Origin of the sequence: Pseudomonas kilonensis (assembly GCF_001269885.1) — a bacterium.
In the GTDB taxonomy this organism is placed as follows: Bacteria; Pseudomonadota; Gammaproteobacteria; order Pseudomonadales; family Pseudomonadaceae; genus Aquipseudomonas; species Aquipseudomonas kilonensis.
Map to the genome: position 1 here is coordinate 988,891 of NZ_LHVH01000017.1, position 23,385 is coordinate 1,012,275.

20 protein-coding genes are annotated in these 23,385 nt (G+C 63.0%); 13 read left to right on the plus strand and 7 right to left on the minus strand.

Going from position 1 to position 23,385, the window contains the following annotated elements:
- Positions 1-67: 67 nt before the first annotated feature.
- The 12 genes from AD662_RS10930 (at position 68) to AD662_RS10980 (ending at position 11,077) form a co-directional block, all read left to right on the plus strand.
- Positions 68-1,066, plus strand: a complete 999-nt coding sequence (locus tag AD662_RS10930) for a magnesium chelatase ATPase subunit I (protein WP_053187137.1) — start codon at positions 68-70, stop codon at positions 1,064-1,066.
- 101 nt (positions 1,067-1,167) lie between these two features.
- On the plus strand, positions 1,168-1,722 hold the full coding sequence (locus tag AD662_RS10935) for a vWA domain-containing protein (protein WP_053178812.1): 555 nt from the start codon (positions 1,168-1,170) through the stop codon (positions 1,720-1,722).
- Positions 1,723-1,926: 204 nt separating this feature from the next.
- The gene (locus AD662_RS10940; protein WP_018608015.1) at positions 1,927-3,573 is read left to right on the plus strand and encodes a phospholipase D-like domain-containing protein; all 1,647 of its coding nucleotides are present in this window, start codon (positions 1,927-1,929) and stop codon (positions 3,571-3,573) included.
- A gap of 55 nt (positions 3,574-3,628) precedes the next feature.
- Positions 3,629-3,970 carry a YdcA family protein gene (locus AD662_RS28440; RefSeq protein ID WP_074849642.1) on the plus strand — a complete coding sequence of 114 codons (342 nt, stop codon included), beginning with the start codon at positions 3,629-3,631 and terminating at the stop codon, positions 3,968-3,970.
- A 398-nt stretch (positions 3,971-4,368) separates the two neighbouring features.
- Complete coding sequence (locus AD662_RS10945; protein ID WP_053187140.1) at positions 4,369-5,217, plus strand: transporter substrate-binding protein; 849 nt, start codon at positions 4,369-4,371, stop codon at positions 5,215-5,217.
- Between the two features lie 54 nt (positions 5,218-5,271).
- On the plus strand, positions 5,272-5,934 hold the full coding sequence (locus AD662_RS10950) for an amino acid ABC transporter permease (RefSeq protein WP_018608019.1): 663 nt from the start codon (positions 5,272-5,274) through the stop codon (positions 5,932-5,934).
- A 9-nt stretch (positions 5,935-5,943) separates the two neighbouring features.
- Positions 5,944-6,606: an amino acid ABC transporter permease gene (locus AD662_RS10955; RefSeq protein ID WP_014338686.1), complete on the plus strand. Its 663-nt coding sequence runs from the start codon at positions 5,944-5,946 to the stop codon at positions 6,604-6,606.
- Positions 6,603-7,409, plus strand: coding sequence for an amino acid ABC transporter ATP-binding protein (locus AD662_RS10960; RefSeq protein ID WP_053187143.1), 807 nt, complete (start codon positions 6,603-6,605; stop codon positions 7,407-7,409). The genes AD662_RS10955 and AD662_RS10960 overlap by 4 nt, the downstream gene beginning before the upstream one ends.
- A 39-nt stretch (positions 7,410-7,448) precedes the next feature.
- Complete coding sequence (locus tag AD662_RS10965) at positions 7,449-7,838, plus strand: RidA family protein (protein ID WP_013692714.1); 390 nt, start codon at positions 7,449-7,451, stop codon at positions 7,836-7,838.
- Between the two features lie 145 nt (positions 7,839-7,983).
- A complete protein-coding gene (locus AD662_RS10970) occupies positions 7,984-8,748 on the plus strand; it encodes an IclR family transcriptional regulator (RefSeq protein ID WP_018608027.1) in 765 nt (254 codons plus the stop codon).
- A 40-nt stretch (positions 8,749-8,788) separates the two neighbouring features.
- Positions 8,789-10,006 carry an amino acid deaminase gene (locus tag AD662_RS10975; protein ID WP_053187146.1) on the plus strand — a complete coding sequence of 406 codons (1,218 nt, stop codon included), beginning with the start codon at positions 8,789-8,791 and terminating at the stop codon, positions 10,004-10,006.
- Between the two features lie 153 nt (positions 10,007-10,159).
- On the plus strand, positions 10,160-11,077 hold the full coding sequence (locus AD662_RS10980; RefSeq protein ID WP_053187149.1) for a sugar kinase: 918 nt from the start codon (positions 10,160-10,162) through the stop codon (positions 11,075-11,077).
- Positions 11,078-11,189: 112 nt separating this feature from the next.
- Here AD662_RS10980 and AD662_RS10985 read toward each other — a convergent pair whose 3' ends face one another.
- A complete protein-coding gene (locus AD662_RS10985; protein ID WP_003182808.1) occupies positions 11,190-11,465 on the minus strand; it encodes a peptidylprolyl isomerase in 276 nt (91 codons plus the stop codon).
- A gap of 48 nt (positions 11,466-11,513) precedes the next feature.
- Positions 11,514-14,051 (minus strand): hybrid sensor histidine kinase/response regulator, encoded by a 2,538-nt coding sequence (locus AD662_RS10990; RefSeq protein WP_053187151.1) that lies wholly within the window; start codon positions 14,049-14,051, stop codon positions 11,514-11,516.
- 132 nt (positions 14,052-14,183) lie between these two features.
- Here AD662_RS10990 and AD662_RS10995 point away from each other — a divergent pair, with 132 nt between their 5' ends.
- A complete protein-coding gene (locus tag AD662_RS10995; protein WP_033062680.1) occupies positions 14,184-15,302 on the plus strand; it encodes a PilT/PilU family type 4a pilus ATPase in 1,119 nt (372 codons plus the stop codon).
- Positions 15,303-15,566: 264 nt separating this feature from the next.
- On the opposite strand, the gene AD662_RS11000 is transcribed toward AD662_RS10995, so the two are convergent.
- The 5 genes from AD662_RS11000 to AD662_RS11020 form a co-directional block, all read right to left on the minus strand.
- Complete coding sequence (locus AD662_RS11000) at positions 15,567-17,522, minus strand: acetoacetate--CoA ligase (protein WP_053187154.1); 1,956 nt, start codon at positions 17,520-17,522, stop codon at positions 15,567-15,569.
- Positions 17,523-17,739: 217 nt separating this feature from the next.
- Positions 17,740-18,516 carry a 3-hydroxybutyrate dehydrogenase gene (locus tag AD662_RS11005; RefSeq protein ID WP_053187157.1) on the minus strand — a complete coding sequence of 259 codons (777 nt, stop codon included), beginning with the start codon at positions 18,514-18,516 and terminating at the stop codon, positions 17,740-17,742.
- 7 nt (positions 18,517-18,523) lie between these two features.
- On the minus strand, positions 18,524-19,915 hold the full coding sequence (locus AD662_RS11010) for a GntP family permease (RefSeq protein ID WP_018608044.1): 1,392 nt from the start codon (positions 19,913-19,915) through the stop codon (positions 18,524-18,526).
- Between the two features lie 302 nt (positions 19,916-20,217).
- Positions 20,218-21,633: a sigma-54 interaction domain-containing protein gene (locus AD662_RS11015; protein ID WP_018608046.1), complete on the minus strand. Its 1,416-nt coding sequence runs from the start codon at positions 21,631-21,633 to the stop codon at positions 20,218-20,220.
- Positions 21,634-21,783: 150 nt separating this feature from the next.
- Positions 21,784-23,364 carry an ABC transporter ATP-binding protein gene (locus AD662_RS11020; protein ID WP_053187312.1) on the minus strand — a complete coding sequence of 527 codons (1,581 nt, stop codon included), beginning with the start codon at positions 23,362-23,364 and terminating at the stop codon, positions 21,784-21,786.
- Between the last annotated feature and the right edge of the window lie 21 nt (positions 23,365-23,385).

Sequence of the window (23,385 nt, forward strand, 5' to 3'; positions counted from 1 at the left end):
GGGCAAGCCTTGCTCCCACAAGTCCCCTTTTGACATTGACGTTACCGACCACCCTTGAGAATTAGATATGACCCACACCCCCCATTTCCCGCTCTGCGCCGTGGTCGGTGCCGATGATCTGAAACTGGCCCTGTGCCTGGCCGCGATCGATCCGAAAATCGGCGGTGTGCTGATCGAAGGGCCGCGTGGCATGGCCAAGTCCACACTGGCCCGGGGCCTGGCGGACCTGCTGGCCAGCGGTCAGTTCGTCACCTTGCCCCTCGGTGCTACCGAAGAGCGGCTGGTGGGTACCCTGGACCTGGACGCAGCGCTGGGGGAAGGGCGCGCGCAGTTTTCTCCCGGCGTGTTGGCCAAGGCCGACGGTGGCGTGCTGTACGTCGATGAAGTGAACCTGCTGCCCGATCACCTGGTGGACTTGCTGCTCGATGTGGCCGCCAGTGGCATCAACCTGATCGAGCGCGACGGCATTTCCCATCGGCATCCGGCGCGCTTTGTGCTGATCGGCACGATGAACCCGGAGGAGGGTGAGTTGCGCCCGCAGTTGCTCGACCGTTTTGGCTTGAACGTCGCCCTTGACGGTCACACTGCACCGACTGAACGCGGTCAGATCATCCGGCGACGGCTGGATTTCGACAGTGATCCGCTGGCGTTCTGCGTGGCGTGGGAGACGGCCCAGCAGCAGTTGCGTGACCGTTGCCAACAGGCGCGCGACCGCTTGGCCGGGATCGCTCTGGATGACGCGGCGCTGGCGCAGATCACCGAGCGCTGTTTTGCCGCCGGGGTCGATGGCTTGCGCGCCGACCTGGTCTGGCTGCGGGCGGCCCGGGCCCATGCCGCCTGGCGCGGGGCTGTTGCAATTGCCGATGAGGACATCGATGCGGTCGCCGAGTTTGCCTTGCGGCACCGGCGGCGTGGGCATTCGGCACCGGCACCGTCCCAGGCGCCGACCGGCGCGGAAAAAACCACTGAACCCAACGAAGGCCAGGGCCAGTGGGGCGACCTGCCGGCCCGGGCATTGCCGACCGGTGCCCGGCGTGACGTGCCGAGCTGGCCAAAAAAGCCCTAGGCATTCGCCCCCGTTCGCCAGCGGGGGCGAATGCCAGACCCCGTGCAGGACGACTCGACCAGGGCCGCCAGGGCCGCAGCAAAGCGGCGGCCAGCGGTGCGGTGAACTGGCCGGGGACGTTACTCAATGGCCGGCCACGTCTGTACGAAGACCTGCGCTTTCACAGTCGCCAGCGTTCGCCCCATGAGTTGTGGCTGGTCATCGTCGATGCGTCGGCCTCGACCCGGCGTCATCGCGCCTTGAGTGACGGCAAGGGCCTGCTGGCGCAACTGTTCGACGACGCCTACCGACAACGCGCCCGCCTGGCGCTGTTGACGGCCAGCGGCACGCTCCCCAATTGGCAGGTGCAAGGCCTCAAGGCCTCGGCCGGCCTGCGCCACTGGCTCGATGGGCTGGGTGCCGGGGGCGGAACGCCGTTGCTGGCGGCGCTGAACGAGGCCGGGCGCTGGCTGGTGGCCCGACGCAAGCGCTACCCGGCGGAGCAGCAGCGGGTGTTGGTGATGACCGACGGACGAGTCAAGGAGGGGTTTTCACCGCCGCCTCTCGATTGCCCGTGCCTGTTGATCGATATCGAAAGAGGCCCGATTCGCCTGGGCCGGGCCCGGCAGTTGGCGGGGCGGTTGGGGGCTGAGTATCGGCATATCGATCAAGTGTGATGGCTTGAATGTAAGGTGTCTGGGCGGGCGCTTTCGCGAGCAAGCCCGCTCCCACATTTGATCTCTGTGAACAGATCATGTGTGAACGCCGCAGAACCCATGTGGGAGCGGGCTTGCTCGCGAAGGCATCACCTCGGTCCCGGATATGACCACCTGACCCGCATCACTGCACTATGCTCAGGCAGCCCCTCACAGGAGTGAACCATGCGCGTACTCGTCACCAACGCCCAGGACGATTTTCGGGTCAAGGCCTATGCCGGCACCAACGGCGTGCTGCTCGCCATGGACTTGGCGGAATCCCGACGCAAAGGGCTGCTGGGCTTTGCCATCGAGAAGCAGCAGGGTGACAAGCCCTGGCTGTTCCTGTTCAACAGCCTGACCTTCCCCGACAAGGCCCACACCTTTCCCCAGTTCCACGCCACCCCCAGCGACAAGGCACCGTTGCAGAAATTTCGCTGGGCCGACTACGCCGTCAACCCCGGCGTGACCATGCACTACCGCGTGCACCTGGCCTACGGCAGCCCCGAAGCACCGCAGTTGGGCGAATCCCTGGCCGTCACCGTCACCAGCGACGACGGACAGCCGGCCAACCAGCGGGTGATCTTCAACCGTGCCGTGGCCGCCAGCCAGGCGTTCCAGCGCAAGTTTCCTGAAGTGGACGCGCTGATCGGCGCCAACAAGCACCTGTCCATCGACGACTGGCCCGACGCCCCGCGTCGCTGGCTGGAAAATGGCCTGCTGGGGCGCCTGACCGGTTTTATCGATCGGGCACTGGATGCCAACTGGGCGCTGGATGTCGCCATTTATGAATACGAACTGCCGGTGATCGTCGATGCGGTGACTGCCGCTCACGCTCGCGGCGCCCAAGTACGAGTGCTGTACCACGCCGAGCCGGGCGACGACACCACGGCGCGTAACGAAGCCAGCCTCGAAAAAATGCCGGCGGCCAACAAGCGCGGGCGGGTCACCCACAACATTTTTCATAACAAGTTCATTGTGCTGAGCAAGGTAGATGTCAGCGGCTCATTGCAACCCGAAGCCGTGCTATGCGGCAGCACCAACTTCACCGCCAACGGTGTCTACCGCCAGGCCAACGTGGTCCATGTGCTGGACGACCCTCGGGTGAGCGGCAGCTACTTCCAGGTGTTCGAGCAGATCTGGGCCGAACCCCAGGACGTCGGTGCCACTCGCCAGTGGCTGACCGACAACAATGCCATGGATCCGCAGGAGGCATTGTTCGCCGGATTCTCGCCGCGCACCGGGGAGGGCGACCTGGATCGCTTCGTCGACATCATCAAGGGCGCGCGAAAGGACCTGTTGTTCGTCACCGCTTTTGTGTTGCCCGAGCGCATCCTAGACGCCTTGCTCGGCGCACCCAATGACGACGTGTTGCGCTACGGCCTGCAAAACACCAAGAGTCGCATCACCGGCTTTCACGCCGACCGCACCGCCGAATTCGCCGCCACCGCGCTGCTCAACACCGGCCTGGAAGGCTGGCTGCGGGAAAACATGAAAGGCCAGAAGGGCAACCTGCTGGTGCACACCAAAGCCATCGTCACCGACTTCACCAGCGACACGCCGACCATCCTCAGCGGCAGCCACAACCTGAGCGCCGCCGCCAGCAGCGGCAACGACGAGAATTACCTGATCATCCAGGGCAACACCGACCTGGCCGACCGCTACGGGCTGGAGTTGCTGCGTTTCTATGAACATTACCGCTTTCGCTACTTCGCGAAAAAACTCGCCCTCAAGCAGGTCAAGCCACTGGCAGTGGATGACAGTTGGAGTGATGACTATTACCGCGAGGGGGATTTGCGGATGTTGTCCAGGGTGAGGTTTTGCGGGCGTTAGGTGCGGTAGATTATCCGGTGCTAGCATAGGGCCATCTATCAGCCTGGAAGCTGTCATGAATCTCTGTCACGGAACGTCTGCTTTACTTCGCATCTGCGTCACGACCCTGGTGTTGGTGCTGTGTACTTCAGCCCTTGCCGCCAATCAACCGTGTTCCGGACGCAAGGGCGGGATTGCCGGGTGTGACGGCGATACCTTCCTGTGCAACGACGGTTCCATCAGTGCTTCGAAGAAGTCCTGTTCCGCTGTGCTGGGGCTTCGGAACGAGGCCCGGCCGCAATCGCTGCTCAAATCATCCGAGGGTTGCCAGTGCGGCAGTGGCAATTACTGCGTCGGGCCTCGGGGCGGGGTCTATTGCCTCACGCCCGGCGGCAGCAAGAGCTACAAGCGCAAATAGCCCAGGTACGCCGCCGAACCCTTGTGGGAGCGAGCTTGCTCGCGATAGCGTCAGGTCAGTCGCCATCGATATTGACTGATATACCGCCATCGCGAGCAAGCTCGCTCCCACAGGGTATCCATTTACACATTCCACAGTGGCTCCGTTTCGGTGCGCCGAGTGCGCCGAGTACCCGGCTTGGGGCCTTGTTACCCGTGCGTCGTGGCCAACGGTAGCAACAGTGGTCGCACGCAGATGCGACTGTCCTGGCGTCTGTTTTTCCCATCTCCCTGATTTCCTTAACTTTCCTTTTTGCCCTCCCGCGGGCATCAAACCTGTGGCACACTTTCTGCTGTCTATTCCGTTGTTACATACCATGTTCCGGTATAGCGGAATAAACTCATTCTGGAGTGCTTGCCATGCAACGCCGACCTTCCTTGTTCAAAGCGTGTGTTTTTCTCTTCGCGGCCACGACGGCTGCCATGGGGGTCGCTCAGGCGGCCGACAGCAAGCTGGACAGCGTGCTGCAGCGGGGGAAATTGATCGTGGGCACGGGCAGTACCAATGCGCCGTGGCACTTCCAGGGAGCGGATGGCAAGTTGCAGGGCTTTGATATCGATATCGCGCGGATGGTCGCCAAGGGCCTGTTCAACGACCCGGAGAAAGTCGAGTTCGTGGTGCAGTCTTCCGATGCGCGCATTCCCAATCTGTTGACCGACAAGGTCGACATGAGCTGCCAGTTCATCACCGTCACCGCCAGCCGCGCCCAGCAAGTGGCGTTCACCTTGCCGTACTACCGCGAAGGGGTGGGCCTGCTGCTGCCGGCCAACAGCAAGTACAAGGAAATCGAAGACCTCAAGGCCGCCGGCGACGGCGTCACCGTGGCGGTGCTGCAGAACGTCTACGCCGAGGAACTGGTGCACCAGGCGCTGCCCAGGGCCAAGGTCGACCAGTACGACAGCGTCGACCTGATGTACCAGGCAGTGAACTCCGGCCGCGCCGATGCCGCCGCCACCGACCAGTCCTCGGTCAAATACCTGATGGTGCAGAACCCTGGCCGCTACCGCAGCCCGGCCTATGCCTGGAGCCCCCAAACCTACGCCTGTGCGGTCAAGCGCGGCGACCAGGACTGGCTGAACTTCGTCAACACCACCTTGCATGAAGCCATGACCGGCGTGGAGTTCCCCACCTATGCGGCGTCCTTCAAGCAGTGGTTCGGTGTCGAGCTGCCGTCGCCAGCGATCGGTTTCCCCGTTGAATTCAAATGACCCTGTGAGCCCGGGGCGCCACTTGCGGGCGCTCCGTCGAAGGTACTGCCGACCATGAATTATCAGTTGAACTTTGCCGCCGTCTGGCGCGATTTCGACACCCTGCTGGCGGGGCTGGGCCTGGGGCTTTCCCTGGCGCTGGTGTCGATCGCCATCGGTTGCGTGATCGGCCTGGCGATGGCGTTCGCGTTGCTGAGCAAACATCGGGTCTTGCGGGTGCTGGCGTCGGTGTATGTCACGGTGATCCGCAATACGCCGATCCTGGTGTTGATCCTGTTGATCTACTTCGCCTTGCCGAGCCTGGGCATCCGCCTGGACAAGCTGCCGTCGTTCGTCATCACCCTCTCGCTGTACGCCGGGGCCTACCTGACCGAAGTGTTTCGCGGCGGGTTGTTGAGCATTCACAAGGGACAGCGTGAAGCCGGGCTGGCCATCGGCCTGGGCGAGTGGCAGGTGAAGGCCTACGTCACCGTGCCGGTGATGCTGCGCAACGTGTTGCCGGCCTTGTCGAACAACTTCATTTCGCTGTTCAAGGACACTTCCCTGGCGGCGGCGATTGCCGTGCCGGAGCTGACCTATTACGCCCGCAAGATCAACGTGGAGAGCTACCGGGTGATCGAAACCTGGCTGGTGACCACGGCCCTGTATGTCGCGGCCTGTTACCTCATTGCCATGGTGCTGCGGTATTTCGAGCAGCGTCTGGCGATCCGCCGTTAGGAGTCTCCCATGTACGAATCACCCAGTTGGTTGCATGAGTTATGGGTTGCCCGCGACACCCTGTGGGCGGGCTTCCTGACCAGCGTGCAGTGTTCGCTGTTGGCGATTGTGTTGGGCACGTTGATCGGCTTGGTCGCCGGCCTGGTGCTGACCTATGGCCGGACCTGGATGCGTGCGCCGTTTCGCTTCTACGTCGACCTGATTCGCGGCACGCCGGTGTTCGTGCTGGTGCTGGCCTGCTTCTACATGGCCCCGGCCCTGGGCTGGCAGATCGGCGCGTTCCAGGCCGGGGTCCTGGGGCTGACGCTGTTCTGTGGCTCCCACGTCGCCGAGATCGTGCGCGGGGCCTTGCAGGCATTGCCCCGTGGTCAGATGGAAGCGAGCCAGGCCATTGGCCTGACCTTTTTCCAAGCGCTGGGTTATGTGCTGTTGCCCCAGGCCTTGCGGCAGATCTTGCCGACCTGGGTCAATTCCTCCACCGAGATCGTCAAGGCCTCGACCCTGCTGTCGGTGATCGGCGTTGCCGAACTGCTGCTCAGCACCCAGCAGATCATCGCCCGGACCTTCATGACCCTGGAGTTTTACCTGTTCGCCGGGTTTCTCTTTTTCATCATCAATTACGCCATCGAATTGCTCGGGCGACACATTGAAAAGCGGGTGGCCTTGCCATGACTGACGTCTCGAATTTCTCCAATACGAACTTATCCAACACCCAGCCGCTGCTGGACATTCGCGGCCTGCGCAAACAATACGGCCCGCTGGAAGTGCTCAAGGGCGTGGACCTGAGCATGCAGCGCGGCAACGTGGTTACGCTGATCGGCTCCAGCGGTTCGGGCAAGACCACGCTGCTGCGCTGCGTCAACATGCTGGAAGAATTCCAGGGCGGGCAGATCATGCTCGACGGCGAGTCCATCGGTTACGACGACATCGACGGCAAGCGTGTGCGCCACGCCGAGAAAGTCATCGCCCGGCACCGGGCCATGACCGGCATGGCCTTCCAGCAATTCAACCTGTTCCCGCATTTGACCGCGTTGCAGAACGTGACCCTGGGCCTGCTCAAAGTGAAAAAGCTGCCCAAGGACGAGGCGGTGGCCCTGGCCGAGAAATGGTTGGAGCGGGTGGGCTTGTTGGAGCGGCGCGATCACTTTCCTGGTCAGTTGTCTGGCGGCCAGCAGCAGCGCGTGGCGATTGCCCGGGCGATTGCCATGAACCCCAGCCTGATGCTGTTCGACGAAGTGACCTCGGCCCTGGACCCGGAACTGGTTGGCGAAGTACTGAACGTGATCAAGGGCCTGGCCGAAGACGGCATGACCATGCTGCTGGTGACCCACGAAATGCGCTTCGCCTTCGAGGTCTCCGACAAGATCGTGTTCATGAACCAGGGCCGCATCGAAGAACAGGGGCCGCCGAAGGAATTGTTCGAACGGCCACAGTCGCCACGCCTGGCGGAATTTCTCAAGAACACGCGTTTTTAATCCATTCAGCTTTCAATCGACTCAAGAAGGAGATAACCCATGAGCATTACGCGCTACGGCACCGGCAGCACCGCAGGTGGAGGTCAGCCTCGGCCATTCGCCCGCGCCGTGGAAGCCGATGGCTGGCTGCACGTGTCCGGCCAGGTGCCGGCGGTGAACGGCGAGATCATTGTCGGCGGGATCGTCGAGCAGACCCACCAGACCATGAAGAACCTGGTCGCCATTCTCGAGGAGGCCGGATACGGCCTGGAGGATGTGGTGCGCTGCGGCGTGTGGCTGGAAGACCCGCGGGATTTCTGGAGTTTCAACAAGGTCTTCGGCGAGTACTTCAGCCCGGAACACGCCCCGGCCCGAGCCTGCGTGCAGGCGAGCATGATGGTCGATTGCAAGGTCGAGATCGATTGCGTCGCCTACAAGAAAAAAGCCTGAACCACGGGGGCCTCATCGCGGGCAAGCCTTGCTCCCACAAGGGAGCGCATTCTTCTGTGGGAGCATGGCTTGCCCGCGATAGCGATCTATCAGGCGGCGCAGCAGTCTGGTTAAACTCCCGGCCAACTGAATGGGAACCAAAGACATGACCGAAGACACCATCAAACGCCGGGCCCGGGGACTGGATCGGGCGTTCGATATCCTCGATTTCCTCAAGGAAATCGGCCAGCCGCTGCGCCCGAACGATATTGCCAGCGGCATCGGCAGCCCCAAGTCCACGGTCTATGAACTGGTGGCGTCGCTGCTGGAGCGGCGCATCCTCGAGCCGGTGGGCAAGGAAGGCCATGTCTACCTGGGCCGCCAGTTGTACTTTCTCGGGCAGGCGCACCTGCGGCATTTCGATCTGAGCCGCGAGGCTGACCAGGCCTTGCAGGAGATCGTGCGCCAGACCCGGGAAACGGCGCAGATGTGCCTGCTCAACGGGCGCAAATACACCGTCGCGCTGATGAAGGAAGGCGAGCGGCATTTTCGCATTTCATCGGACATCGGGGAAAACGCGCCGATCCCGTGGACGGCGTCAGGGCGCCTGCTACTGGCGCATCTGAGCGACCAGCAGATCGTCGACCTGATCGACCCCGACGATTTCATTTTGCCGGACGGCGAGCGCCTGCCCCTGGAGCAATTCCTCAAGGAAATCCGCCAGGCCGGCCTCGATGGGTTTTTCTCCTTCGACAGTGTCGCCGACACCTTCACCCACTGCTTCGCCGCACCGGTCAAAGACCCGAATGGCGTGGCCATCGCCACCCTGTGCATCGTCGCCCCACGGGCCGACGCCAAGAACAATTACGCCGACTACCGCCGGGTGCTGATCGAAAGCGCCAACCACCTGGCCCGTCGTATCAATGAATAGACAGCCACGGCACTAGCGGCCGTGTGCGAGGAGTTCGAACATGCCTTCCGCCATCCTTCATGCCGGCGTCGAGAAGGGCGCCGCCACCGTCGGCGCCCACCTGCTCCGGGACGTCAGCCTGCCAGCGCTGGTGCTGCATCACGCGGCGCTGGAGCACAACATCCGCTGGATGCAAGATTTCGTCACCCGCAGCGGTGCCGAACTGGCGCCCCACGGCAAGACCAGCATGACCCCGGCGCTGTTTCGCCGGCAACTGGAGGCCGGCGCCTGGGGCCTGACCCTCGCCAGCGCCGTGCAGACCCGTGCCGCTTACGCCCATGGCGTGCGCCGGGTGTTGATGGCCAACCAATTGGTGGGCGCGCCGAACATGGCGCTGATTGCCGATTTGCTCGCCGACCCGGCGTTCGAATTCCACTGCCTGGTCGATCATCCGGATAATGTCGCTGACCTGGGCGCTTACTTCGCCTCTCGCGGCGTACGGATCAATGTGATGATCGAGTACGGCGTGGTCGGCGGGCGTTGTGGCTGCCGGACCGAAGCCGAGGTGTTGGCCCTGGCCGAGGCGATCCAGGCGCAACCGGCGCTGGCGTTGACTGGCATCGAAGGCTACGAAGGGGTGATCCACGGTGACCACGCCATCAGTGGCATTCGTGCGTTCGCGGCGTCCCTGGTGCGGTTGGCGGTGCAGTTGCAGGACAACGGCGCGTTTGCCATCGACAAACCGATCATCACCGCCTCGGGGTCGGCCTGGTACGACCTGATCGCCGAATCCTTCGAAGCGCAGAATGCCCACGGACGGTTCCTCAGCGTGCTGCGTCCCGGCAGCTACGTGGCCCATGACCATGGCATCTACAAAGAGGCGCAGTGCTGCGTGCTGGAGCGCCGCAGCGACCTGCACGAAGGCCTGCGCCCGGCGCTGGAAGTCTGGGCCCATGTGCAATCGCTGCCGGAGCCGGGCTTCGCGGTGATCGCCCTGGGCAAGCGCGACGTGGCCTACGACGCTGGCTTGCCGGTGCCGCTCAAGCGCTACCAGCCCGGGTCGGACTCGCTGGCGGGTGACGATGTGAGTGGCTGCAAGGTGACGGCGGTGATGGACCAGCATGCGTTCATGACCGTGGCGGCGGGGGTTGAGTTGCGGGTCGGGGACATCATCTCGTTCGGTACGTCACATCCGTGCCTGACGTTCGACAAGTGGCGGGTGGGGTGCCTGGTGGATGAGCAGTTGCGGGTGGTCGAGAGCATGGAGACTTGTTTCTAGCCTTTGAACCGAGTTGCGGCTATCGCGGGCAAGCCTTGCTCCCACATTGATCGACTGTGAACACAAAATGGGTGTTTACCCAAGATCCCCTGTGGGAGCGAGCTTGCTCGCGATAGCGGCCTGCCAGACACCGCTGAATTATCAGGATCATCCATGAGCAACCCCAAACCCCGCATCGCCCTGATCGGCGAATGCATGATCGAATTGCAACAACGCGCCGACGGCAGCCTGCTGCAGAGCTTCGGCGGCGACACCCTGAACACGGCGGTGTACCTGGCCCGCGCCTTGGGCGACAGGGGCGCGGTGGATTACGTCACCGCCCTGGGCGACGACAGCTTCAGTGATGCCATGTGCGCAAGCTGGGCCGCGGAGAACATCGGGCTGCAACGGGTCCAGCGCTTGCCAGGACGTCTGCCGGGTTTGTATTGCATCCAGACCGATGCGGCGGGGGAGCGGCGCTTCCTCTACTGGCGCAACGAGGCGGCGGTGCGCGATTGTTTTACCACCCCGGCCGCCGGGCCGATCCTGGCCGCGTTGCTGGATTACGATGTGCTGTATTTCAGCGGCGTCACCCTGGCGGTGCTCGGCGAGCAGGGGCGTGGAAAACTCATCGAAACCCTGGTCGAAGCCCGTCGACGCGGGGCGCTGGTGGTGTTCGACAATAACTTCCGGTCCAGGCTCTGGGCCTCGATCGGAGCGGCGCGGGCGGCGTATCGCAGCGTCTTGCCCTATGTGGAGCTGGCGCTGCTGACCGTAGAGGATGAACAGGCATTGTTCGGTCATGCCGACAGCGAGGCGGTGTTCGCAGCCTATGCGCAGCTCGGCACGCCCGAGGTGGTGCTCAAGCGCGGTGCCGAGGCCTGCCTGATTCGTTGCGATGGCCAGTCCTATGAGGTGCCCGCCCTGCGGGTCGAGCGCGTCGTGGACACCACGGCGGCGGGGGACTCCTTCAGCGCCGCGTACCTGGCGAGTCGTTTGCTGGGCGGCAGCCCGGTGGAAGCGGCCGAGGCAGGGCACCTGTTGGCGAGCCGGGTGATTCAGGTGCCGGGGGCGTTGATGCCCAAGGACTGATCGGGGGAATCGATGTACACCTGTGGGAGCAAAGCTGGCCTGTGGGAGCAAAGCTTTGCTCCCACAGGCAAGCTTTGTTTCCACAGACAGGCTTCGCTGACAAAGTGACCGATCAATCCCGGTAGAACACCTGCACCAGGTGATAGCCGAACTTGCTCTTGATCGGCCCATGCACCACCCGCAGCGGCTTCTTGAAAATCACCGCATCGATCACCCCGACCATCTGCCCCGGCCTTACTTCACCCAAATCGCCGCCGCGTTTGCCCGAAGGGCAGGTGGAGTATTTCTTGGCCAGCACGTCGAAAGCTTCGCCCTTGGCGATGCGTTGCTTGAGCTGTTCAGCTTCTTCGGCGGTTTTCACCAGGATATGGCGGGCTTGGGCTTTCATTGTTGCGGTGACCTGAACGGTGCGACGGGGCGGCGATTATGCCTCAAGTCAGCTGCCATGGTTGATCATCGTCCGAATCTTGTTGGCCAGCAGATCGAGGGAGAAGGGCTTGGCGACCATGTCCATGCCCTGGTCGAGGAACCCCTGGCGTTCGGCGGCTTTCTGCGCGTAACCGGTCATGAACAGCACTTTCAACCCCGGCCGGTGCTGGCGGGCGATTTCCGCCAGTTGCCGGCCATTCATGCCCGGCAGTCCGACATCGGTCACCAGCAGGTCAATGCGCTGGTCCGATTCCAGCACGGGAAGCGCGGTCACGGCGTCCCGGGCTTCCAGGGCGGTGTAGCCCAGGGCCTGCAACAGGTCGAGCACCAGCATACGCACGGCGGGTTCATCCTCCACCAGCAACACGGTTTCCCCGGCGATGGCCGGCGGTACGTCGACCGTCTCGGGCGTATCGGGTGGTTGGGCCGACGAAACGTGCAAGCGCGGCAGGTACAACTGCACCCGCGTGCCTTGGCCCGGCACACTGTCGAGGTTGAGGTGCCCACCCGACTGCTGGGCAAAACCGTAGATCATAGACAAACCCAGGCCGGTGCCCTGGCCGATGGGCTTGGTGGTGAAGAACGGATCGAAGGCCTTGGCCAGTACGGCGGGGGTCATGCCGCTGCCGTTGTCGCTGACGGCGATCATCACGTAGTCCCCGGCCTTGACCGGCTCCAGGCTGTTGATGTCCGTACCGTCGAGATAGACATTGGCGGTTTCGACGATCAGTTCGCCGCCCTCGGGCATGGCATCGCGGGCGTTGATCACCAGGTTGAGCAGGGCGTTTTCCAACTGGCTGGCGTCGGTGTTGACGGGCCACAGTTCGCTGGCCAGTTGCAGCCGCAGTCCGATGTGATCGCCGGTGGTGCGGCTCAGCAGGTCTTCAAGCGAGTGCACCAGGTCATTGGCGTCCAGCGGTTTGCGGTCCAGGGACTGGCGTCGGGAAAAAGCCAGCAGCCGATGGGTCAGGGCCGCGGCGCGGTTGGCCGAGGACACCGCCGCTTCGGTGAAGCGCCCGATCTCTTCCGTGCGACCAGCGGCAATGTAGCGTTGCATCAGGTCGAGGCTGCCGAGGATGCCAGTGAGCATGTTGTTGAAGTCATGGGCAATGCCGCCGGTGAGCTGGCCCACGGCTTCCATTTTCTGCGCATGACGCAGGGCTTCTTCGGCGCGCTCGCGTTCAAACATCTCGCTTTGCAGCCGGTGATTGGCTTCGGCCAGTTGCTGGGTGCGGGCAATGACCCGTTCTTCCAGTGTTTCGTTGAGGTTGCGCAGGGCTTCCTCGGTTTTCCGGCTTTCGGTTTCGTCGATCACGAAGATGTAGAAACCGTTCACCGCACCGTCCGCCCCATGGCGAGGCAGGTAGTTGATCAGCGAATGGCGCGGGCGCCCGTCGCGATGGTCCATCTGCACGGTGAAGCTGCACGGCTTGCCGGCCAGGGCGTCGGCGATCTGTTGGGCGCGGGCGGCATAGGCCTCTTCGCCGAGCACTTCGCGGATGGTCTTGCCGTAGAGCTCCTGCGGGGTCAGGCCGTACCAGTCCAGGTAGGCGCTGTTGTTCAGCCGGAAACGCTCTTCGCGGTCCACGTAGCTGATGAGGATCGGCATGGCGTTGATGATCAGCTGCAGCTCGGTCTGGCTCTGGCGCAGGGCTTGCTCGGTGCGCTTGCGTTCGGTCAGGTCCAGCGCCGCGCCGAGAAAGCGCTTGGGTCGGCCGTGGCGATCCTTGTAGCAACGGCCGCGCACGTACACCCAGCGTAATTCATCATTGGGCTGCAACAGCCGGTATTCCTCGGCGTATTCGGTGCCATGGGTGATGCAGTGCTTGATGCTGCGGGCAACCATCGCCCGGTCCTCGGGGTGCACGCCTTCGAGATAGGCGCTGATGGGCAACTGGCGCGACAGGCTGGGATCGACGCCATGCAAGAGGGCGAAATGGGCGTCGGCAATAAAGCGGTCTTCGCTGATGTCCCAGTCCCAGGTGCCCAGCGCATCGGCGGCGGCCAGCGCCAGTTGCAAGCGCTCTTCGCTTTCGTGCTGGGCCTTGAGGCTGGCCTCGGAGCGCCGTTCGAACTCCATGGCCAGGCGGCGTCGTTCGCTGGTCTCGATGGCGGTGACCAGGATGCCGGCGACGCCGCCGCTTTCGTCACGCACCGGGCTGTAGGTCAGGTCCAGCCAGACATCGCAGAGACGGCCGGCGAAGGGCACGCGCCATTGCTGGTCGCGGCAGGTGTGCGTCTGGCCTTGCAACACGCGGTGATAAATCCCTTCGGTCACACTCTTGAGTTCGGGCCATGCTGTATGGGTCGGCCGGCCGAACGCCCGGGGGTGCTTGTCACCGGCCAGTCGGCCGAAGGCGTCGTTGTAGAGATGGGACAGTTGCGGTCCCCACAGCAAGGCCATCGCCATGGGCGAATGGAGCATGATGTCCACGGCGGTGCGCAGGCTTTGCGGCCAGTTTTGGGCAGTGCCCAGCGGGGTCAGGGCCCAGTCCACCTGGCTGATCAGGCGTTGCGTATCGCTGCCGGCGGGTGTCGCGTTCATCACGCGATCCCTGGCTGTCGTGTCTGTGCCACGGTGTCGACTATCCTCAGAAGAGGGTACATGCGGGTGGGTCTGAAGGGTTTCATGTTCGGCTCAGCTTGTTTCATTGATGTCTCGCGGAAGTTTCAGTCCATGGAAATCGATCCGTTGTTGCGAATCCTGGCGAGCCAGAATGGTTCCGACCTTTACATGTCCACGGGGGCGCCACCGTGCGCGCGTTTCGAGGGCGTGATCAAGCCCTTGGGAAACGAGGCGTTCAAGGTCGGTGACATTGCCCGGCTCGCCGAGTCTCTGATGGACGCCGAACAGCGCCTTGAGTTCGATCGGGAGTTGGAAATGAACCTGGCGATCTCCCTGGCCGGCGTCGGGCGGTTCCGGGTCAATATCTTCAAGCAGCGCAATGACGTGTCCATGGTGATCCGCAACGTCAAGCTGGACATCCCGCGCTTCGAAGACCTGAAACTGCCTCGGGTGCTGTTGGACACCATCATGCAGAAACAGGGGTTGATGCTGTTCGTCGGTGCCACCGGCTCGGGCAAGTCGACCTCCCTGGCGGCGCTGATCGACTACCGCAATCGCAACAGCAGCGGCCACATCATCACCATCGAAGACCCGGTGGAGTATATCCATCGGCACAAAAAATCCATCATCAATCAACGGGAAGTCGGTGTCGACACCCGCAGTTTTCATGCGGCGCTGAAAAACACCCTGCGCCAGGCGCCGGACGTGGTGCTGATCGGCGAAATCCGCGACCGGGAAACCATGGAGCATGCCTTGGCGTTTGCCGACACCGGGCACCTGGTGATTTCCACCTTGCATGCCCATAACGCCAACCAGGCCCTGGACCGGGTGATCAATTTTTTTCCGGAAGAACGTCGACCGCAGTTGCTCAATGACCTGGGCAACAACCTCAAGGCGTTCGTCTCCCAGCGCCTGGTGCGCACCCGCACCGGCCAGCGGCGAGCGGCGGTGGAGGTCATGCTGGGCTCGCCGACGGTGGCGGACCTGATACGGCGCAACGAGCTCGGCGAGCTCAAGGGCATCATGGAAAAGTCAGAGGAACTGGGGATGCAAACCTTCGATCACGCGCTGTTCAACCTGGTGGTCGAGGGCGCCATCGATGAGGAAGAAGCGCTGAAAAATGCCGACTCGGCGAACAACCTGCGGTTGCGGTTGAAGTTGCATAGCGAGTCGGGGGCGGCGGCGCCACCGGTCGATCCGGCGGCGGGTGAGTGGGGGCTTATGGATTGAGTACTTCTGTGGGAACAACACTTGTGGAAGCAAAACCTGTGGAGGCAAACCTGTGGAAGCAAAACCTGTGGAGGCAAACCTGTGGAAGCAAAACCTGTGGAGGCAAACCTGTGGGAGCAAAGCTTGCTCGCGATGAACGATGACGCGGTAGGTCTGAAAAACCGCGTTGCCTGTATCGCGAGCAAGCTTTGCTCCCACAGCTTTGCTCCCATAAGTGTTTTGCTCCACAAGTTTTTGCTCCCCACAGGTCTGAGGCCCTGACGGTCAGCTCGCCAGCTCCGGCCGATCCCGAAACTGCTCCAAAGCCCCAGGGTTGGCCAAGGCATCGGTGTTCTTCACCACCTCGCCATGCACCACATTGCGCACCGCCAGCTCCACCACCTTGCCGCTGATGGTTCGCGGAATATCACTGACCGCGAGGATCTTCGCCGGCACATGACGCGGCGTGGTGTTGGCTCGGATGACCTGGCGGATCCTTTGCTCCAGGGCTTCATCCAGCGTCACACCCTCGCGCAAGCGCACGAACAGCACCACCCGGACATCGCCCTGCCATTGCTGGCCGATGGCGACGCTGTCCAGCACCTGCTCGACTTTTTCCACCTGCCGATAGATTTCCGCCGTGCCGATGCGCACGCCGCCGGGGTTGAGCACGGCGTCGGAGCGTCCGTGGATCAGGAAACCGCCGTGGGGCAGTTCCTCGGCGTAGTCGCCTTGGGCCCACACGCCGGGAAACTGGGCGAAGTAGGAGGCGCGGAGTTTTTCCTGCCGAGGGTCGTTCCACAAACCAATGGGCATTGCCGGGAAATGCCGGGTGCACACCAACTCACCTTTTTCACCGATGACCGGGTTGCCGGCCTCGTTCCAGACCTGCACGGCCATGCCCAGGCTCTTGCCCTGCATCTCGCCCCGGCGCACCGGCGACAGTGGGTTGCCGTTGACGAAGCAGGACACAATGTCGGTGCCGCCGGACATCGAGGCCAGGCAAACATCGGCCTTGATGTCGCGGTACACGTAATCGTAGCTATGGGGCGCCAGTGCCGAACCGGTGGAGAGCAGGGTTTTCAGGCTGTCCAAACGGTGCGTCTGGCGGGGCTTGAGGCCCTCGCTTTCCAGGGCCGCGAGGAACTTGGGGCTGGTGCCGAAGACGCTGATGCGCTGCTGGTCGATCAGGTCCAGCAAGCGCTCGGGGCCGGGGTGGAACGGCGAACCATCGTAGAGCACCACCGTGCTGCCCACAGCGAGGGCCGACACCAGCCAGTTCCACATCATCCAACCGCAGGTCGTGTAGTAGAACAACCGATCCTCGGGCCCGAGGTCGACGTGCAGGCCATGTTCCTTGACGTGTTGCAGCAGCACGCCACCGGTGCCATGGACGATGCACTTCGGCACCCCGGTGGTGCCGCTGGAATACAGGATGTACAGCGGGTGGTCGAAGGGCACGCTGACGAATTCCGGTTCGCCACCGCTTTGATAAAAGTCGTTCCACAGCGCGACAGCGGCCGAGGTCTTGAATGCCTCGACGCGCACGTCCGGCTGCGCATAAGGCAACACGATCAGTTGCTGCAGCGACGGTAGCCGTTCGAGGATTTCATTGACCTTGGCCTGCTGGTCGATGACCTTGCCAGCGTAGCGATAACCGGCGCAGGTGATCAGCACCTTGGGTTCGATCTGGCCGAACCGGTCGATGACGCCTTGGGTACCGAAGTCCGGTGACGAGCACGACCAGATAGCGCCCAGGCTGGTGGTGGCGAGCATGCCGACCAGCGTCTGCCAGGTGTTGGGCAGGCAAGCGGCGACTCGATCGCCCTGGGTGACGCCAGCGGCTTTCAGGCTTGTTTGCAGGCCTGCGACATGGGCGGCGAGTTCGGCCCAGGTCAGTTGTTCCTGGCCGCCGTTTTCGTCGAGCGCCACCACCGCGACGGCGTCATCGCGGCGGCGCAGCAGGTGCTCGGCGAAGTTCAGCGTGGCGCCAGGGAACCACTGGGCGCTGGGCATTTGCGAATCTTCCACCAATACCGCGTCGGGGGCTTGGTGAAAGCGAATCTCGAAGAAGTCGACAATGGCCTGCCAGAAGGCTTCGCGCTGATCGATGCTCCAGGCGTGCAGAGCCGGGTAGTCATGCAGTTGCAGGTGATGCCGCGCGTTGACGAACTGGCGAAAGGCGTTCATGCGCGACTGGGCGATGCGTTCGGGGCTGGGTTGCCAGAGGATGTCGGACATGGGGTGCCTCTTGTTTTTTGTGTACACACAAACTATAGAGCGACCCAATCTTGTGGCGAGGGGATTTATCTGTGGGAGCAAGGCCTGTGGGAGCAAGGCTTGCCCGCGATGAACGAAAACGCGGTTTTGCTGTTAAACCGCGGAGCGGGCATCGCGGGCAAGCCTTGCTCCCACAAATGGGGGATAAATCCCCTCGCCACAAGGGATCGCAAGGAGTTTATTGAGCCAACCACCCACCATCGATATTCCACGCCGCGCCGCGCACCTGGCTGCCGGCTTCGCTGCACAGGAACAGCACCAGTTCCCCCAGTTGCGGCGGGGTGACGAATTCCAGGGACGGCTGTTTCTCGGCCAGCAGGTCATGCTGTGCCTGTTGCGGATCGACGCCGGTGGCAATGCGATCATCGATCTGTTTTTGCACCAGCGGCGTCAGCACCCAGCCCGGGCAGATGGCGTTGCAGGTCACGTTGCTGGTGGCGGTTTCCAGGCCGACCACCTTGGTCAGACCGATCACCCCATGCTTGGCCGCGACATACGCCGCCTTGCCCACCGAGCCGACCTGGCCGTGCACCGAGGCGACGTTGATAATCCGCCCCCAGCCCTTGGCACGCATGCCCGGCAGGCTCAGGCGGGTGGCGTGGAACACCGAGGACAGGTTGATGGCAATGATCAAGTCCCAGCGCTCCACCGGGAAATCCTCCACGGCGGCCACGTGCTGGATTCCGGCGTTGTTCACCAGGATGTCCACGCCGCCGAACTCGCGCTCGGCGTAGGCGAGCATGTCGGCGATCTGCGCTGGGTCGCTGACATCGGCTGGATGATGACCGACCTTGCCGCCGAACTGTTGCACCTCGGCGATTACCGCCGAGGCATCGCCAAAGCCGTTGAGGATCAGGTTGGCCCCGGCCTTGGCCAGGCTCAGGGCAATGCCCAGGCCGATGCCGCTGGTAGAACCGGTGACCAGGGCGGTCTTGCCCGAAAGAGGGGTTGTCATGGGAACCTCACACAATGCCAGTGGCGTAGAACACACCGATCACGAAGAACACCGCGAGGGTCTTGATCAGCGTAATGCAGAAAATGTCTTTGTAGGCTTCGCGGTGGGTCAGCCCGGTCACCGCCAGCAGGGTAATCACCGCGCCGTTGTGGGGCAGGGTGTCCATGCCGCCGCTGGCCATGGCCGCCACTCGGTGCAGCACTTCCAGAGGAATGTTGGCGGCGTGTGCGGCGCTGATAAAGGTTTCAGACATCGCCGCCAAAGCGATGCTCATGCCGCCCGAGGCGGAGCCGGTGATGCCCGCCAACAGCGTGACGGTCACCGCTTCGTTGACCAGTGGGTTGGGAATGCTCTTGAGCCAGTCGGCCAGCACCAGGAAACCCGGCAAGGATGCGATGACCGCGCCGAAGCCGTATTCCGACGCAGTGTTCATCGCCGCCAGCAACGCACCGCCCACGGCGCTCTTGCTGCCTTCGGCCAGTTTGCTGCGAATGGCCCGGAAACCGAACAGCAAGACCATGATGATGCCCACCAGCAACGCCGCCTGCACCGCCCAGATCGCGGTGAGCTTGGCGATGTCGCTGGTGACCGGGGCTGTCATGCCTGGCAGCGCGAGGCTGTGGGTCTTGCCATACCACTGGGGAATCCACTGGGTGAACAACAGGTTCATGAGCCCAACCGCCAGCAGCGGCGAAACGGCGATCCAGGGGTTTGGCAGCTTGATGTCTTCGGCGGTTTCCGGCTCGTTGCGCAACTCGGTGCCGTAGCCTTCGCCCACACGCTGGGCCTTGTTGCGCTGGCGTTGCAGGAACAGCATGCCGAGGCTGAACACGAAGATCGTGCCGATCACGCCCAGCCAGGGTGCGGCCCAGGCGGTGGTGTTGAAGAATGTGCTGGGGATGATGTTCTGGATCTGCGGCGTGCCGGGCAGGGCGTCCATGGTGAACGAGAACGCGCCGAGGGCGATGGTGGCCGGGATCAGGCGCTTGGGGATATTACTCTGGCGGAACATCTCGGCGGCGAACGGGTACACCGCGAACACCACGACGAACAGCGACACACCGCCATAGGTCAGCAAGGCACAGACCAGCACGATCACCAGCATGGCCTGGCGCGTCCCCAGCAAGCGAATCGCCGCGGCAACGATGGAGCGGGAGAACCCCGACAGCTCGATCAATTTGCCGAACACCGCGCCGAGCAGGAACACCGGGAAATACAGTTTGATGAAGCCGACCATTTTTTCCATGAACACCCCGGTGAAGGCAGGGGCGACGGCGGACGGGTCGGTGAGCAGGACGGCGCCGAGGGCGGCGATGGGGGCAAAGAGGATAACGCTGTAGCCACGGTAGGCGGCGACCATCAGCAGCGTGAGGGCTGCCAAGGCAATGATCACACTCATGGTGTGTCTCCTGGATTGTTATTGTTGTGGTGAAGCTGTGGAGGGGGCTTTAGCGAGTTTTGTGCCAGGTGTGTAACTGGCTGAAATATAAGGAAATTTTTTAAATTTTTAGGGTGAGGGTGAAGGTTTTGTCTCTGTTTTGAGATTTTTATGGGCTGGGCTGGCCTCATCGCGAGCAGGCTCGCTCCCACAGTTGACCGCGTTGAACAGGAGAAACGCTATCCCATGTGGGAGCGAGCCTGCTCGCGATGAGCGCGAAGCGCTCCAAAGTCAGTAGTCTATATTTTGAGAATAGAGTCTCTCTATTGAGACTCGGCAATCCCCAACGCCACCATTTTCTTGTACAGCGTCGACCTCCCCAACCCCAACCGCTCGGCCGCTTCAACCACTTTGCCCCCGCATTGCACGAGGGTGGTTTCGATCAACTGCCGGTCGAAGCGTGCCCGGGCCTCGCTGAAAGTTTCTTGCGGCAACGGTTCCAGGCTCGGGCTTGCCGTGTGGGTTACCGGTATGAACGTGCCGATGGCGGCGCGGATGTCCGCCGCCGTGAGCACCAGGTCATCGCTGAGCAGCGCGGCCCGTTCCAGCACGTTGCGCAGTTCGCGGATGTTGCCCGGCCAGGCGTGTTGCCGCAGCAGGTCGAGGGCGGCGTGGTTCAGTTCATGCTGGCTGCGCAGTTCTTCAAGGATCGCTTCGCTCAGGGCCGGCAAGTCTTCCAGGCGCTCGCGCAACGGCGGGACCTGGATCGGCAACACGTTGAGGCGGTAATACAGGTCGGCGCGGAACTCTCCGCGCTTGATCGCTGCTTCCAGGTCCATGGAGGTGGCGGCGATTATGCGCACGTCGCTTTGCAGCACCTCATTGGAGCCCACCGGTTCGTATTCCTTTTCCTGAAGCACGCGCAGCAGTTTGCTTTGCAGCGGCAGCGGCATGTCACCGATCTCGTCGAGGAACAGCGTACCGCCCTGGGCGATCTGCAGTTTGCCGGCGCGGCCCTTGCGGTCGGCCCCGGTAAAGGCCCCCGGGGCGGTGCCGAAGAATTCGGCTTCCAGCAGCGACTCGGGAATCGCCGCGCTGTTGATGCTGACGAACGCCTTGTGGGCGCGCGGCGAAGCGCTGTGGATGGCCTGGGCCAGCAGTTCCTTGCCGGTGCCGGTTTCGCCGAGCAGCAGCACCGGCGAATCGGCGCTGGCGCTGCGCCGGGCACGGCGCTTGACCTCAAGGCCGGCGTTGCTGGTGCCAATGAAATGGGCAAAGTTGTACTTGGTCTGGCGCGCCCGCAGCAGCGAGCGGGTGGAGGCCAGTTCTTCCTGCATGCTCAGGTAGCGCTTGAGCATCGGTGACAGGCTGCGCAACTCATCGAACAAGGCAAAGCCGATGGCACCGATCACCGCACCCGCGCTGTCGTGGATCGGCAGGCGCATCACCACCAGGGGTTCCTTGGGCGTGTCCTGCATGTCCAGCAGGATCGGGCGCCCGGTGCGCACCACTTCACGCAACAGGCTGCCGGGAATCACGCTTTCGCACGCCCGGCCAATCGCCTCCTGCGCCGAGTTCAGGCCGAAGCGGCGGGCGTAGCGTTCGTTCATCCAGACGATATTCGCGTCACGGTCGACAATCACCGTGCCTTCGCTGGACTGCTCGATGATCTCGAACAACGAACGGATCGCCAGCGTGCGGACGCGCTTATAATCCTTGAGGCTTTCGGTGGGGTTCATGATAATTCCAGAATGTGTGGGTTCTGTTCGGGCCTCTTCGCGAGCAAGCCCGCTCCCACATTGGATTGTGTTCGTATGAACGATCGAGAGCACCTGTGGGAGCGGGCTTGCTCGCGAAGGCCGCGACGCGGTCCAACTGCATAACGCCGATTATGCCCACCCCGGATGCGCCGCCGCCAACAGCTCCTTCGTATAAGGATGCTGGGGCGAGTCGAACACGTCATGGCTGGCGCCTTGCTCGACCACTTTGCCGTCCTTGATCACGATCATGTCGTGGGCCAAGGCGCGGACCACCGCCAGGTCGTGGCTGATGAACAGGTAGGTCAAGTCGTACTTCTCCTGGAGCTGACGGAGCAGGGCGACGACTTGTTTCTGCACGGTGCGGTCCAGTGCCGAGGTGGGTTCGTCCAGCAAAATCAACGCTGGCTTGAGCACCAAGGCCCGGGCAATGGCGATGCGCTGGCGCTGGCCGCCGGAGAACTCGTGGGGGTAGCGATGACGGGTCGAAGGGTCGAGGCCGACCTCCTTGAGGGCCTGGATCACCCGGGCTTCACACTGTTCGGCGCTGGAAGGCTGGTGGACCTCCAGGCCCTCGCTGATGATCTGCTGCACCGACATGCGCGGGCTGAGGCTGCCGAACGGGTCCTGGAACACCACCTGCATCTGCTTGCGCCATGGCCGTAGTGCCTTGTGCGACAGCTGATCGAGGGCCTGGCCCTGGAAGTGGATGCTGCCTTCGGAGTCGATCAGCCGCAGGATCGCCTGGCCGAGCGTGGACTTGCCGGAACCGGACTCGCCGACGATGCCCAGGGTCTTGCCGCGCTGGATGCTCAGGCTGATACCGTCCACGGCGCGCAAGTATTCCTTGCGCCGGAACAGCCCGCCGCCCAAGGGAAAACTCACGCGCAGGTCCTGCACCTGCAACACGTTTTCGCGCTCGTCCCGGGGCAGGGCTTCGCCTTCCGGTTCGGCGTGCAGCAACTCGCAGCTGTAGGGATGTTTCGGTGCGCTGAACAGGGTTTCGCAAGGCGCCTGTTCGACGATTTCTCCCGCCTTCATCACGCACACCCGTTGGGCGATGCTGCGCACCAGGTTGAGGTCGTGGCTGATCAGCAGCAAGGACATGCCGAGCCGTTGCTGCAAGGACTTGAGCAGCAACAGGATCTTGCGCTGCACGGTCACGTCCAGCGCGGTGGTCGGTTCGTCGGCGATCAACAGCTCCGGCTCGCAGGCCAGGGCCATGGCGATCATCACCCGTTGCCGCTGGCCGCCGGACAGTTGGTGGGGATAGGCCTTGAGGCGTTCGGCAGGTTTCTGGATACCCACCAGGGCCAGCAGTTCGAGGATGCGCTGGCGCGCCGCTTTGCCGCCCAGGCCCCGGTGCAGCATCAGGGTTTCACCGATCTGCTTCTCGACGCTGTGCAGCGGGTTCAGCGAGGTCATCGGTTCCTGGAAGATCATCGCGATCCGGTTGCCGCGCAACTCCCGCAGGATCTTGGCCTCGGCGCCAAGCAGTTCCTGGCCGCGGTAGCGAATGCTGCCGGTGGTGCGGGCTTCTGTCTCGGGCAGCAATTGCAGGATCGAGTGGGCCGTCACTGACTTGCCGGAGCCGGACTCGCCCACCAGGGCCAGGCACTCGCCGGGGCGGATGTCCAGGCACAGGTTGCGCACCACCGTCTGGTCGTTGAAGGCCACGCTCAGGTCGCGGATTTCGATCAGGTTGTCGCTCATCTCAAGGTTCTGCTTCATGGC